The sequence below is a fragment of the Streptomyces fungicidicus genome (assembly GCF_003665435.1).
In the GTDB taxonomy this organism is placed as follows: domain Bacteria; phylum Actinomycetota; class Actinomycetes; order Streptomycetales; family Streptomycetaceae; genus Streptomyces; species Streptomyces fungicidicus.
The window spans coordinates 5,654,344-5,670,638 of the sequence record NZ_CP023407.1 but is presented as its reverse complement, the minus strand read 5'-3'; the positions used below and the strand labels follow the sequence as shown (position 1 = coordinate 5,670,638).

The window sequence follows — 16,295 nt, the reverse complement described above, 5'->3', positions numbered from 1 at the left end:
AGGATGATCTCGGTGACCGGAAGCTCGGCGTCGCGCCACACCACCTGGACGGGTTGCGGCAGTTCCTCCCACACGATCGAGGTGCGGTACACGTCGTGCCGGTCCACCACCCGCTGCAACGCGCCCAGAAACGCATCCAGGCCCGACCGGTCGGCGAAACGGAGGGTGAAGGGCATCGCGTAGACGTCCTCACCGTCCCGCTCCGCCATCAAGTGGTGGAAGAAGATGCCCTCCTGGAGCGGCGCCAGGGGGTACACGTCCTGGATATTGGGCGCGCCGCCGGGCACGGCGGCGGTCACCCGCTCGATCTCGGCCGTGGTGAGCGGGACCAGCGGCAGCATCTCCGGTGTGATCTCGTCCGCTCCGGGCGGGATGAGGTTCGGGGGCACCTCCACCAACTCCGGCCCCGCCACCGCCGCCAGCGCGGCAGGCGTCGGCGTCACGAACAACGCCCGCACCGACACCGACACCCCACGCCGGCGTAACCATTCGACAAGCGACACGGCCAGCAGCGAGTGGCCGCCGAGAGCGAAGAAATCGTCCTCCACCCCGACCGCCGCCAGCCCCAGCACCTCGGCGAACGCCCGGCACACCAACTCCTCGCGGGCGTCGGCGGGAGCCCGGCCCGTGCCTGCGGTGTACCGAGGGGCGGGGAGCGCCGCACGGTCCACCTTCCCGGTGGGCGTCAGGGGCAGGGTCTCCAGCTCCACGAACGCGGAGGGGACCAGGTACGACGGCAACTGCTCGGCCACATGGGTGTGGACCGCATCGACAGCCGCTGTCTCCGCCCCGGCGAGCACCAGGTAGGCGACCAGCCGCTTGTCACCGGGGACGTCCTCCCGGACCAGTACGGTCGCCTGCGCCACCGCCGGATGGGCGGCCACCACCGTCTCGACCTCGCCCGGCTCGACCCGGAAACCGCGGATCTTCACCTGCTCGTCGGCACGGCCCAAGAAGACGAGCCGGCCCTCGACGTCCCAGCGCACCAAGTCGCCAGTGCGGTACATCCGCTCACCGGCACCGGCGAAGGGGCAGGCCACGAAACGCTCACCGGTCAGGACAGGGCGACCGAGATAGCCCCGCGCGACACCGGCACCGGCGACGTACAACTCACCGGCCACACCGACCGGCACCGGGCTCAGCGACCCGTCCAACACGTAGACGCGCGTGTTGTCGAGCGGACGCCCGATCGGCAGCACACCGTCGACCTCGGCGGCATCGGCCACCTCGTACTGCGTCGCACACAGCGTCACCTCGGTCGGGCCGTACAACTGCCGTACGCCGACACCGGGGTTGGCCTCCAGCACCCGCCGCACCGACTCGGCCGCGACGACGTCACCACCGGTCAGCACCTCACGCACACCGGCAAAGCATCCGGGATCCTGATCCGCCAGCACCCTCAACAAGCCTGCCGTCACATGCACATGCGACAACCCGTGAACCGAGACCAGACGCCTCAACACCGCTCCGTCGATCGCCTCGCCGGGCGCCACCACCACCGTGCCGCCGGACAGCAACGGCACCCACAACTCGTACGTCGACGCGTCGAACGCATGCGGCGCGTGGAACAACACCCGCGCGGGGTCACCCCAGCAACGGTCCTTCGCAAGCCGCACCACGTCCCGGTGCGTCGCCACTACACCCTTCGGCACACCCGTCGACCCGGACGTATACATCACATACGCCGCGGCACCCGGATCGACCAAGGGCAGCGTCACCTCGGCGGCGGGCCCCGCGATGACGTCGACCCGTACCTCGCTCAGCGCGGTCGTACGGACGAACTCGTGTCCGGCGGTGGCCTGATGGGTGACGATGCACCGCGCGTCGGCGTCCTCGGCCACCGCGCGCATCCGGGCCGTCGGCCAGCCGAGGTCCAGCGGCAGATAGGTGCCGCCCGCCTTCAGCACGGCGAGGAAGACCACCACCAGGTCGGCCGACCGCTCCATGGCCACCGCGACGACCGACTCCGGTCGCACTCCCGCGGCCATCAGCCGTCGAGCAAGCTCATCGGACCGCGCGTCCACCTCGTCGTACTGCAGCCGGAAGTCATCACACTGAACGGCGAGGGCTCCGGGATCGGCCGCCGCGGAGCGCGCGAACGCCTCGGGCACCGACACGTCCGCCACGGCCACCGCCGTGCCGTTCCACTCCGTCAGCACCCGTCGGCGGTCCTGCGGGCCGAGTACGTCGACGTCGGCGATCCGGGTGGCGGGGTGCGCCGTCATCGTCCGCAGTACGCGAAGCAGTTGCTCCGTCAGCCGTTCCACGGTGCTCTGGTCGAACAGGTCGGCGGAGGCGATGAGCGAGCCGTTGATGCCCGCGGGATCGCCGGCCTCGTCGAAGGCCTCACCGAGATTCAGGTCGAGGTCGAACCTGAGCGCCGTGCCGTCCGTGGCCAGAGGGGTCGCCGTCAGGCCCGGCAGGGCCGCGTCGGCGGGGTTGCCGGTGTTCTGCAGGGTCATCATGACCTGGAACAGCGGATGGCGGGCGAGGGAGCGGGCCGGGGCCAGCTCCTCCACCAGTTTCTCGAACGGGACGTCCTGGTGCGTCAACGCGCTCAGGGACGTCTCGCGGACCCTCCGCAGCACCTCGGTGAGGGTGGGGTCGCCGGAGAGGTCCGTCCGCAGGACGAGGGTGTTCACGAAGAACCCGACCAGGTCCTCCACCGCCCCGTCGGTACGGCCCGCCACGGCCACGCCGACCGGGATGTCCGTGCCCGCTCCCAGGCGCGACAACGTCACGGCCAGCGCGGCCTGCAGGGCCATGAAGACGGTGACGCCCTCCGCGCGTGCCACTTCCAGCAGTCCGCCGTGCAGTTCGGCGGGAATCTCGACCCGGGCGCGTCGGCCGAGGAGGGAGATCTCCGCGGGACGGGGCCGGTCGGTCGGCAGGTTCAGTTCCTCGGGTATGCCGGCCAGGGTCTCCCGCCAGTGGGCGACCTGGCGTGACAGCAGGCTCCGCGGGTCCGCCTCGTCGCCGAGCAGCTCTCGTTGCCACAGCGCGTAGTCGGCGTACTGCACCGGCAGCGGCTCCCACACCGGGGCGTCGCCCGCCAGCCGCGCCGTGTACGCCGCCGACACGTCACGCGCCAGCGGCTCCATCGACCAGGCGTCGCCGGCGATGTGGTGAAGCACCAGGACCAGCACATGCTCGTCCGGTGCCGCCGTGAACAAGGTCGCGCGCAGCGGGGGTTCTGCGGCGAGATCGAACGCGTACCGGGCAGCCCCCGCCACCCGGCCGGCCAGTTCGCCGGTCGCCACCTCGACGATCTCCAGCTCGAACGCCGCCTCCTCCGGCGACAGCACCCGCTGGAACGGTTCTCCGTCGGCCGTCCGGATGACTGTGCGCACCACCTCGTGGCGCTCGACCACGTCGCGCAGGGCGGCGGCGAAGGCGTCCCGGTCCAGCGTCCCCGTCAGGCGCAGGGCCAGCGGGATGTTGTAAGCCGGGCTCGGCCCCTCCAACTGCCCCAGGAACCACAGCCGTCGCTGGGCGTACGACAGCGGAATCCGCTCCGGCCGGGCGCCGGCCTTCAGCGCCGTCCGGCCAGGTGTCGCCCTGACCGACCGGGCGGCCGCCCCCGCCGGTGTACGGGCCTCGAACAGCGCCCGGAGCGGCATCTCCACGCCCAGTACCTCGCGCACCCGGCTCACCAGTCGCATGGCCAGCAGTGAGTGCCCGCCGAGCAGAAAGAAGTCGTCGTCCACGCCGACCCGGGGCAGCCCGAGGGTGTCGGCGAACAGGTGACACAGCAGCTCTTCCCGAGCGGTCGCGGGCGCCCGGCCCGTGTCCGGGGAGTACCGCGGTGCGGGCAGCGCCTTCCGGTCGAGCTTGCCGTTGACCGTCAGCGGCAGGGTATCCAGCTCCACGAAGGCCGCCGGGAGCATGTACTCCGGCAGCCGCTCGGCCGCGTACTCCCGGACCGGGCCGTCGAGGGTCTCGCCCTCGTTCTGCGGGACCAGGTAGGCGATCAGCCGCTTGTCCCCCGGGGTGTCCTCCCGCGCCACGACGGCCGCCTGCCCGACGGCGGGATGGGCACCGAGGACCGCCTCCACTTCGGCGGGCTCGACCCGGAACCCGCGGATCTTCACCTGCTCGTCCGCACGCCCCACGAACACCAGCCGGCCCTCGGCGTCCCAGCGCACCAGGTCACCGGTGCGGTACATCCGTTCACCGGCACCCCCGAACGGGCACGCCACGAAACGCTCACCGGTCAGCACCGGCCGTCCCAGATAGCCTCGCGCGACACCGGCACCGGCCACGTACAGCTCACCGGCGACACCGACCGGTACGGGGTTCAGCGCACCGTCCAGGACGTACACACGCGTGTTGTCGAGCGGACGCCCGATCGGCAGCACACCGTCGACCTCGGCGGCGTCCGCGACCTCGTACTGCGTCGCGCACAGGGTCACCTCGGTCGGCCCGTACAACTGCCGAACCCTGACATCGGGATTGGCGTCCAGTACCCGTCTCACCGACTCGGCCGGAACCACATCCCCGCCCGTCAGCACCTCACGCACGCCCGCGAAGCAACCCGGGTCCTGATCCGCCAGCACCCGCAACAGTCCCGCCGTCACATGCACATGCGACACGTCGTGGTCGAGAACCAGACGACGCAACACCGTGGTGTCCATACGCCCGTCCGGCGCCACCACCACCGTGCCGCCGGACAGCAGCGGCACCCACAACTCGTACGACGACGCGTCGAAGGCGTGCGGCGCGTGGAACAACACCCGCGCGGGCGCACCCCAGCAACGATCCCCGGCGAGCGCCACCACATCCCGGTGTGCCGCTACCACACCCTTCGGCACGCCCGCCGAACCCGATGTGTACATCACGTACGCGGTCGCCGCCTCCGGTACGACGGGGAGGTGCCCCTCGTCGGAGCCGGCGTCCACGGCGACCTCGGTGATCCCGAGGTCATGCCCGGCCCACGTCTCGCTCACCACGACGAGGCACGCGGCCGCGTCCTCGATGACCGACCGCATCCTGGCCTGTGGCCATGTCGCGTCCAGTGGCAGAAAGGCACCGCCGGCCTTCAGCACGGCGAGCAGGGCGACCACCAGATCGGCGGAGCGCTCCATCAGCACGGCGAAAACCGGCTCCGGCCCGGCGTCCGACCTGATCAGCGCCCGCGCCAACCGGTCGGATCGCAGGTCCAGTTCGCGGTAGGTGAGCCGTACGCCGTCGCTCACCACGGCCACCGCGTCCGGATGCGCCGCCACGCGTGCGGCGAAGGCCCGGGGGACCGACACACCCGACACGGGTGCCGTCGTGTCGTTCCATCCGGTCAGAATCCGTGTGCGCTCGGTCGAGCCGAGTACGTCGATCCCGGTGAGTGGTGTGGCCGGTGCGTCTTCCAGCGCGGCCGCCAGGCCCTCCAGGCAGGTGAGAAGCAGTCCGCCCGCCCCCTCGGGATCGACGGGGGCGACGGCCTCGATCTCCACCTCGAAGCCTGTGCCGTCGTCGTCGACGGACACGACCATCGGGTAGTTCGAGTAGTCCCGGTGCAGGAGGAGGTCGACGCCGTCGAGGTCGGCACCGGGGTGCCGCTCGGTCGGCAGGTTGTGCCGGTAGTTGAACACCGAGGTGAACAACGGGCTGCTCGCCGGCACGCCGCCGGCACGCTGCGCCAGGGTGAGCGAGGCGTGTTCGTGGACCATCAGCTGGGCCAGCTGGCCGCGCATGTCCGTGAGGGCCTCGGCCACGCTCCTTCCCGCCGGACGCATGCGCACCGGGAGGGTGTTGATGAAGAGGCCGGGAGCGCGGTCGGCGCCGGCGCCCGCGTTCATCCGTCCGAACAGGATCGTGCCGAACACGACGTCGTCGCGTCCCGACAGTGTGCCGAGCACCCGTGCCCACGCCACGTGGAACAGCGTCGCCGGGCTCACGCCGTGCGACCGCGCCAGGCTCCGGACCCGGCCGGTCAGGGTGTCGTCCACCGTGAGCCGGACCTGCGTGGCCTCCGTTCCGTCACCGTAGACGTCCGTCAGGCCGTACGGGGCGGTGGTGTCGGTGACGTCGCCCAGCAGGTCGGTGAAGTACCGCTCGTGCTCCTCCCGCGACACCCCGAACCGTGCCCGGGCAACGAACTCGCGGAACGGCACCGGGGCGGGCAGCGTCCCGCCCCGCCCGTTCATGAACGCGCGGAGTTCGTCGAGCACCACGTCGAAGGTGGTGTGGTCCTGGACCAGGTGGTGGATGCGCAGGAGAACCGTCCAGCCACCGTCGGGGGCCTCCATCACCCGCACCCGCAGCAGGGGCGCCCGCGTCAGGTCCATGGCGGACTCGCCCGTCGAGAGCAGCCGGTCGACGGCGTCCGATCCGTCCGGGGCGGGCGCGATCTCCTCCACCGGCAGCTCCGCGTGACGCACGACCACCTGCACCGGTTCGCGCAGACCCTCCCACACGATCGCGGTGCGGTAGATGTCGTTGCGGACCACCATCCGCCGCAGCGCCGTGAGGAAGTCCTCGAGCCTCTCCCGGGTCGCGATCGTGAGCACCATCGGAGTCGCGTAGACGTCCGTGCCGTCCCGGTCGGCCATCAGATGGTGGAAGAAGAGCCCCTCCTGCAGGGGCGCCAGGGGATACACGTCCTGGATGTTGGACGCGCCGCCGGGGACGGCCGCCTCGACGCGGGCCAGCTCCTCCTCCGTCAGCTCGGCCAGGGGGAGCATGTCCGGTGTGATCCGGGTGGCACCGTCGGGGATGCGGCGGGGCGGCACCTCGATCCGGTCGGGCCCGGCCACTTCGGCCAGGCGGGCCGGGGTCGCGGAGGCGAAGAGGGCCCGCACGGACACCGAGACGCCGCGCTGTCGCAACCATTCGACCAGCGACACGGCCAGCAGGGAGTGGCCACCGAGGGCGAAGAAGTCGTCGTCGACGCCGACCTGGTCCAAGCCGAGCACTTCGGCGAACGCGGCGCACAGCAGCTCTTCCTGGGCGGTCACCGGGGCGCGTCCGGCGCTCACGACCGCGTTGTCCGGTTCGGGCAGTGCGGTGCGGTCGAGTTTGCCGTTGACCGTCAACGGCAGGCCGTCCAGGACCACGAACGCGGACGGCACCATGTACGACGGCAACCGCTCCCCCGCATACACCCGCACCCGCTCCGAGAAACCCTCAGCCTGCTCGGCCGGTTCCGGCACGATGTAAGCGACCAGCCGCAGCCCGCCCGGACCGCCCTCACGCGCCACCACCGCCACCTGCGCCACGTCGGGGTGGCCCGCCACCACCGCCTCGACCTCACCCGGCTCGATCCGGAACCCCCGGATCTTCACCTGCTCATCCGCACGCCCCGCGAACACCAGCCGGCCCTCCCGCGACCAGCGGGCCCGATCCCCCGTCCGATACATCCGCCCACCGGCCACACCGAACGGACACGCCACGAACCGCTCACCCGTCAACCCGGCACGACCCCGATAGCCCCGCGCCACCTGTGCCCCGGCCACATACATCTCACCCACCGCACCCACCGGCACCGGCCGCAGCCACTCATCCAGCAGGAACACCGACAACCCCGGCAGACCCCGCCCGATCACGCTGCCGTCGGCGGCGGTGTCCGGGCGCAGATCCTGGTGCGTCACATGCACCGTCGTCTCCGTGATCCCGTACATGTTCACCAACCGCGGCCCCGCCTCCCCGAACCGCTCCCACCAGCCGTCGAGCCGCCCCGGCTCCAACGCCTCACCGCCGAAGACCACCGTGCGCAGAGCCGGCAGCCCACCCCCCACACCCATCAGCTGATAGAACGCCGACGGCGTCTGACTCAAAACCGTCACACGCTCGCGCTCCAACAACTCCACGAACTCACGCGGCGACCGCGACACATCGAACGGAACCACCACAACCCGCCCACCATGCAGCAGCGCACCCCACACCTCCCACACCGAAAAATCGAACGCCAGCGAATGGAACCAGCTCCACACATCCCCGGCACCGAACTCGAACACCCCACCCGCGGCAACGAACAGCGCCACCACACTGCGGTGCGACACCACCACACCCTTCGGCCGCCCAGTCGACCCCGACGTATAGATCACGTAGGCGGGGTGGGAGGGAAGCAGCGGGGAGACGCGGTCGGCGTCCGTGACCGGTGCCGCGTCGTAGTCGGCGGTCTCCGCCAGGAAGTCCGGGTGGTCCAGCACCAGGACCGGGGCGGCGTCCTCGATCACGGACCGGATGCGCTCGGCGGGCTGCCCGGGATCGACGGGCAGGTAGGCGCCGCCCGCCTTCAGCACCGCCAACGCGGCGATGACCACTTCCGGTGAACGCTCCAGCACCAGAGCCACCACCGACTCCGGGCCTACACCCCGCGCGATCAGCTTCCGCGCCAGACGGTTCGCCCGCTCCTCCACCTCCCCGTAACTCAGCTGAACACCGCCGCCCACCAACGCCACCGCATCCGGTGACAACCGGGCCCGCGCGGCGAACAGCTCCGGCACCGACGCCCCCGGCACCGGTCCCGCCGTGTCCTCGTCGCTCCGGCACAGGCGGGCGGCGTACGCGGCGTCGAGGACGTCGATCGCGCCGAGGGGGACGTCCGGGGAATCGGTCAGAGCGGTGACCAGGTTCGCCAGGCAGGTGTGCAGCAGCCCGCACACCTCCGTCGCGTCCACCTGTGCCACGGACTCCACCACCAGCTCCAGGCCGGTGGCGCTCTGGTCCACCGAGACGGTGAGCGGATAGTTGGTGTGGTCGTGGACGGACAGCACCTCGATGCCGTCCAGTTCCGTCCCGCCGGCGTCCGTGCCCTGGAGATGCCGGTAGTTGAAGAGCGAGGTGAACAGCGGCCCGCCTCCGGGCAGGCCGGAGGCCGACTGCGCCAGTGCCAGTGAGGCGTGCTCGTGGACGAGGAGGTCCGCGAGTTGGTCACGCAGCCCGGTCAGGGCCTCGCCGACGCCCGCTCCCGCCGTGTTCACCCGTACCGGCAGGGTGTTGATGAGGAGGCCGGCGACCCGGTCGGCGGACTCGCCCGAGTGCATCCGGCCGAACATCACCGTGCCGAAGACGACATCCTGGCGGCCGGCCACGGCCGCCAGCACACGCGCCCAGGCAAGGTGGAGCACGGTCGCCGGGCTGACGCCCCGAGCACGCGCCACCTCCCGTACGCGCCGGGCCAGGCCGGGTTCGACGGGCAGTCGGCCCGTCCGGGCGGCGCCGCCGTCTCCGAGCACGTCCATGAGGCCGTAGGGCGCGGTGGGTTCGGTGATGTCACCGAGAAGCCCGGTGAAGTACCGCTCGTGCTCCTCCCTCGGCATGCCGAGCCGTGCCTGTGCCACGAACTCGCGGAACGGCACGGCTGGTTGCAGGCGGTCGGCCTGCCCGGCCATGAAGGCGCGCACCTCGTCGAGGAGCACGTCCGATGCCGTGTGGTCCTGCACCAGGTGGTGGACGCGTACGAGGGCCAGCCACCGTCCGGTGTCCGGTTCGGCCGCTGTCCGTACGTCGAGCAGCGGAGCCCGTCCGATGTCCATCCAGCCGCCGCCGGCCGCGAGCAGCCGCTCCGCCGGCTCCTCGGTGACCGGCAGTTCCGCGTGGCGTACGACGACCTGGACCGGCTCGCGCAGCCCTTCCCACAGGATCGCCGTGCGGTACACGTCGTTGCGGTCGACGACTTTCTGGAGGGCGGCGAGGAAGGAGTCGAGTCGGCTGCGGGAGTCGAAGCGAAGGGTCGACGGCGTGACGTACACGTCCGTGCCGTCCCGGTCCGCCGTCAGGTGGTGGAAGAAGATGCCTTCCTGGAGCGGTGCCAGGGGGTACACGTCCTGGATGTTGGGCGCGCCGCCGGGCACCGCGGCCGTCACCCGTTCGATCTCGGCCGTGGTGAGCGGGACCAGCGGCAGCATCTCGGGGGTGATCTCGTTCGCCGCGTGCGGAATCAGGTTGGGCGGCACGTCGACCGCCTCCGGGCCCGCGGCCGCCGCGAGTCCGGCGGGCGTCGGTGTCGTGAACAGGGCCCGCACGGAGACCGACACCCCGCGCCGGCGCAGCCGTTCCACGAGTGAGACGACCAGCAGCGAGTGCCCGCCGAGGGCGAAGAAGTCGTCGTCGACCCCCACCCGGTCCAGTCCGAGGACCTCCGCGAAGGCGGCGCAGATGGTCTCCTCGCGCACGTCGGCCGGGGCGCGGCCCGCCCCGGCGGCAGCCGTGTACCGGGGCCGGGGCAGGGCCTTGCGGTCCAGCTTGGCGTTCGGTGTCAGCGGGAACGCGTCGAGCGTCGTCACGGCCGACGGCACCATGTGCGCCGGCAGCCGCTGCGCCGCGAACTCGGTCAGCAGGGAGGGCAGTTCATGGGTATCGATGTCTTCGGCGGGGATCACGTAGCCGACCAGCCGTGGGTCGCCGGGGGTGTCCTCGCGCACGACGACCGCGGCCCGGTCCACCCACGGATGGGCCGCGAGTACGGCCTCGACCTCACCCGGCTCGATCCGGAACCCGCGGATCTTCACCTGGTCGTCCGCACGCCCGGCGAAGACCAGGTCGCCGTCGGCGTTCCACTTCACCCGGTCGCCGGTGCGGTACATCCGCTGTCCCGGCTCGAACGGGCAGGCCACGAACCGTTCGGCGGTGAGGCCGGCGCGACCCAGGTAGCCGCGTGCCAGGCCCGTGCCGGTCACGTACAACTCGCCCAGCACGCCCGCCGGTACGGGCCGCAGCGCGTCGTCGAGCACATGGACCCGGGTGTTGACGATCGGGCGTCCGATGGGCACCTCCGCCCCGGCTGCCAGACCTGAACGGCAGCGCCATACGGCGGCGTTCACCGTGGTCTCCGTGGGCCCGTAGCTGTTGAACATCTTCCGGCCGGCCGCCCAGCGGGAGACCGTCTCGGCCGGCAGCGCCTCTCCGCCCACGTCCAGGACGAAGCCGTCGTCGAGGGCGCCCTCCGGAAGCGTGGCCACCGCGGCGGGTGGCAACGTCGCATGGGTCACCCCAGATTCGGCCAGGAACTCCGCGAAGTCCGCGCCGAGCCGCCGGTCGGCGGGGACGGTCACCAGGGCCGCCCCCGACAGCAACGCCAGCAGCCACTCCTCGCAGAACATGTCGAAGCCCGCCGAGGCGAACTGCGCCACCCGGCTGCCCGGTCCGACCTCGAACCGGCGGTGGCTCAGCGAGAGATTGGCGAACCCCTCGTGGGTGACGACGACGCCCTTGGGCCGCCCCGTCGAGCCCGATGTGTAGATCACGTAGGCCGGGTGAGTGGGCAGCAGCGGGGCGAGCCGGTCGGCGTCGGACACCGCGGAGTCGGCACGGTCGCCGGCCCCCGCCTGCAGGGCGGACTCGTCGAGCACGAGCACCGGTGCGGCGTCCTCGATCATGAACGCCACGCGTTCGGCAGGCTGATCGGGATCGATGGGCAGATAGGCTCCACCGGCCTTCAGCACCGCGAGAATCGCCACCAGCAGATCCGGTGAACGTTCCAGCACCAGGGCGACCACCGACTCCGGGCCCACCCCCGCGGCGATCAGATGCCTGGCCCACTGGTTCGAACGGGCCTCGACCTCGCCGTAGCTCAGCTCGACGCCGGCGCCGACCAGCGCCACCGCCTCGGGCAGCCGTGCCGCCTGCGCGGTGAACAGCGCCGGAACAAGGCCGGCCGGAGCGGGCGCGGCCGTGTCGTTGACCTGCCGCAGCAAGGCGGTGTACTCGGCATCGAGGACGTCCAGCGCCCCGAGGATCAGATCCGGGGTGTCCTCCAGCGCCGTGACGAGGTTCGCCACCGAGGCGTGCAGCAGCCCGCACACCGCCGCCGGATCCACCGGTGCCGTCGCCTCCACGACCAGTTCGAAGCCGGAGCCGCTCTGGTTGACGGAGAGGTCGAGGGGGTAGTTCGTGGCGTCCCTCGTCGCAGTGGCGTCGACGCCTTCGATGCCGGTACCGGACCGGGGAACGTCGGCCTGGAGGTGCCGGTAGTTGAAGATCGAGGTGAAGAGGGGACTGCCGGTGGGCAGGTCGGCGGCCTCCTGCGCCAGTGTCAGCGGCGCGTGCTCGTGGACCTGCAGCTCGGCGAGCTGCTCGCGCATGTCGTCCAGCGCGTCACGCACGGTCCGGCCGGCGGTCCTCACCCTGACGGGGAGGGTGTTCATGAACAGCCCCGGCACACGGTCGGCCCCGACGGTCGCCCGGCCCAGCAGCACCGTGCCGAAGACGACGTCGTCGCGCCCGGACACCGCCGCCAGCACACGTCCCCATGCGACGTGGAACACCGTCGCAGGGCTGACCGCGAGCGACTGGGCCGCCCTCCGCACACGTGCGGCCAGGCCGCTCTCCACGGTCAGCCGGCCCTGCGCGATCCCGGTGCCGTCGCCGTGCACGTCGAGCAGCCCGTAGGGGGCCGTGGTCTCGGTGACGTCGCCGAGCAGCCGGGTGAAGTACTCCCGGTGCGCCTCCTCGGAGACGCCCAGCCTGGCCTGCGCGACGAAGTCCCGGAACGGCACCGGCGCGGGCAGTTCGTCCGCCCGCCCTGCCAGAATCGCCCGGACCTCGTCCAGCACCACTTCCAGGGCGGTGTGGTCCTGCACCAGGTGGTGCATCCGTACCAGGGCCTGCCATCCGTCGCCGTCCGGTTCGGCCGCGATGTGCACCGTCAGCAGAGGGGCGCGGTCCAGCTCCATACGGCCGCCCACAGCCGTCATCAGCGTGGCGGGGCGCCCGGCCGCGTCGCTCTCACCGCTGGCGTCCGGAACCACCTCGGTGACCGGTAGCTCGGCGCGGCGCCACACCACCTGAACCGGCTCCCGCAGCCCCTCCCAGACGATCGACGTGCGGTACACGTCGTGCCGGTCCACCACCCGCTGCAACGCCCCCAGGAACGCATCCAGACCCGACCGCTCCGCGAACCGGAGGGTGAAGGGCATCGCGTAGACGTCCTCACCGTCCCGCTCCGCCATCAAGTGGTGGAAGAAGATGCCCTCCTGGAGCGGCGCCAGCGGATACACGTCCTGGACATTGGCCGCGCCGCCCGGCACCGCGGCCACCACCCGGGCGACCTCCGCCTCGGACAGCTCCACCAACGGCAGCATCTCCGGACGGAGCTCCGACGCGCCCTCCGGGATCAGGTTCGGGGGCACCTCCACCAACTCCGGCCCCGCCACCGCCGCCAGCGCGGCAGGCGTCGGCGTCACGAACAACGCCCGCACCGACACCGACACCCCACGCCGACGCAACCACTCCACCAACGACACCGCCAACAGGGAATGACCCCCGAGAGCGAAGAAATCGTCCTCCACCCCGACCGACGCCAGCCCCAACACCTCGGCGAACGCCCGGCACACCAACTCCTCGCGTACGGTGGCCGGTTCACGGCCGGCACCGGAGGCGTACAGCGGTGCGGGCAGGACCTTGCGGTCGAGCTTGCCGCTGGGCGTCAGCGGCAGGTTCTCCAGCTCCACGAAGGCCGAGGGGACCAGGTACTCCGGGAGCCGTTCGGCCGTGTGGGCGCGCACCGCGTCGGCGAGCGACGTCTCGGTCCCGGCCGGCACCAGATAGGCGACCAGCCGCTTGTCGCCCGGGGTGTCCTCCCGTACGACGACGGCCGCCTGGCCGACCGCCGGATGGGCGGCCACCACCGTCTCGACCTCGCCCGGCTCCACCCGGAAACCGCGGATCTTCACCTGGTCGTCGGCCCGGCCCATGAAGACGAGCCGGCCCTCGGCGTCCCAGCGCACCAAGTCGCCCGTGCGGTACATCCGCTCACCGGTGGCCCCGAAGGGGCAGGCCACGAAACGCTCACCCGTCAACACCGGGCGACCCAGGTAACCGCGCGCGACGCCGGCACCGGCTACGTACAACTCACCGGCGACACCGACCGGCACCGGGCTCAGCGCACCGTCCAACACATAGACGCGCGTGTTGTCGAGGGGGCGCCCGATCGGCAGCACACCGTCGACCTCGGCGGCGTCCGCGACCTCGTACTGCGTCGCGCACAGGGTCACCTCGGTCGGGCCGTACAACTGCCGCACCGTCACGCCGGGGTTGGCGTCCAGCACCCGCCGCACCGACTCGGCCGGGACCACGTCACCACCGGTCAGCACCTCACGCACGCCCGAGAAAGAGCCCGGGTCCTGATCCGCCAGCACCCTCAACAAGCCTGCGGTCACATGCACATGCGACACCCCGTGGTCCGAAACCAGACGCCGCAACACCGCCCCGTCCATCGCCTCGTCCGGGGCGACAACCACCGTGCCGCCCGACAGCAACGGCACCCACAACTCGTACGACGACGCGTCGAACGCATGCGGGGCATGGAACAACACCCGCGCGGGCGCACCCCAGCACCGGTCCTTCGCAAGCCGCACCACGTCCCGGTGCGTCGCCACCACACCCTTCGGCACCCCCGTCGAACCCGACGTATACATCACATACGCCGCAGCACCCGGAGCCACCGAAGCGGGCAGCACCACGTCGGAGTCCGCCCCGGACCCGACCGCAACCAACGAGGCCCCGAACTGCTCATGCCCGGCCGCCTTGTCGTCCACGACCATCACGGAGGCGCCCGCGTCCTCGATCACCGCGCGCTTGCGCGCCTCGGGCCACCCCGTGTCCAGCGGCACGAAGGCTCCGCCGGCCTTCACCACCGCCAGCAGCGCCACCACGAGGTCGATCGAGCGTTCCATCAGGACCGCGACGGCCGACTCCTGACCGACTCCCTCGGCCACCAGAGCGCGTGCCAGCCGGTCCGAGCGCGTGTCCAGCTCGGCGTACGACAGCTCGGTCGCGCCGCACACCACGGCCGGTGCGTCCGGGCAGGCCGCCAACTGTCGCGCGAACATCTCCGGCAGCGAGGCGTCCCGCACGGGAACCGCCGTGGCGTTGAACCCCTCCACCAGCCGCGAGCGTTCGTCCGCGCCCAGGATGTCGACCGAGCCGACGTGCTGCTCCGGGTCGGCGGCGAACGCCGTGAGCACCCGTACCAGACAGCCCGCGATCCGCTCGACCGTGCTCTGGTCGAACAGGTCCGCCGAGCCCGTGACCACACCGCGTATCCCGGCAGCCTCGCCGTCGTCGTCGAAGGCCTCGCCCAGCGTCGCCTCGAGGTCGAACTTGGCGGTGGAGCGGCCGATGGAGAGCACCTCGCCGCGCAGGCCGGGGATGTCCAGCCGGGCACCGTCGTCGAGCGGGGCGAGGACGACCTGGAACAGGGGGTGCCGGGCGAGGGAGCGGGTGGGGGCGAACTCCTCGACGAGCCGCTCGAACGGCACGTCCTGGTGGCCGAAGGCGCGTACGGCGGTGGTGCGCACCCGGTCGATCACCTCGGCGAGCGTCGGGTCGCCGGCCAGGTCCGCCCGGATCACCAGGGTGTTGACGAAGAACCCGATCAGGTCGTCGAGCGCCTCGTCGGAGCGTCCCGCGGTCGGCGTCCCGAGGGGGATGTCGTGGCCGGCGCCGAGCCGTGACAGCGTCACCGCGAGTCCGGCCTGGAACAGCATGGGCAGAGTGGCCCGGTGCCGTCGGGCCACCGCGGCCAGTGCGGCGTGGGTTTGGGCAGGCAGTCCGATCGTGACCGCGTGCCCGCGGTGGGAAGGTTCCACGGGGCGAGGACGGTCGAACGGCAGGGTCAGCTCCTCGGGAGCTCCCTCCAGGTTCTCCCGCCAGTAGGCGATCTGGCGGGAGAGGACGCTGCCGGGGTCGTCCCGGTCGCCGAGGAGCTCTCGTTGCCACAGGGTGTAGTCGCCGTACTGCACCGGCAGCGGAGACCACTGCGGTGCCCGGCCGTGATTGCGGGCGGTGTACGCCGTCGACAGGTCACGCGTGAAGGGTCCGGCCGACCATCCGTCGGTGGCGATGTGGTGGACGACCGTCACCAGTACGTGTTCGTCGGGAGCCATGGCGAACAGCCATGCCCGTATCGGGATTTCCGTGGAGAGGTCGAAGGTGTGGGCGGCCACGCGCGCGACGGCGCCGGTCAGCTGCGCCGCGTCGATCCGTTCGGCCGGCAGGTCGCTCGCCGGCTCGACGGTCGGCAGGTCCAGGACCGGCTCGTCCCAGCGCAACTCCTCGTGGGTGTACAGGCGTTGGTGCGACGGGAGGTGGGCGCCGCCGATCACCTCGACCACGTGCAGTGCCCAGTCCAGTTCCGCGAGAGGGACGATCCGCTGGTGGGGCTCGCCGTCGGCTTCCCGGAAGACGGTGCGCAGCGCTTCGTGCCGGGTGATGACGTCACGGAGCGCGGAGGCGAGTGCCTGCCGGTCCAGTCGTCCGGTCAGCCTCAGGATGGTGGGGCTGTTGTACGTGGCGCTGGGCCCCTCGATCCGCCACTGCAGCCACAGCCGCCGCTGGGCGAACGACGCGGGAATCAT

The 16,295-nt window shown here is 71.7% G+C and carries 1 protein-coding gene (running past one end of the window); it reads right to left on the bottom strand.

Annotated features, from left to right (window positions below):
* Positions 1 to 16,295, bottom strand: the 5' portion of a protein-coding gene (locus CNQ36_RS25725) for a non-ribosomal peptide synthase/polyketide synthase (RefSeq protein WP_121547708.1). 4,537 nt of this gene lie to the left of the window's left edge; 16,295 of the gene's 20,832 nt are visible here — the first part of the coding sequence; the start codon lies at positions 16,293 to 16,295; its stop codon lies off the left edge, out of view.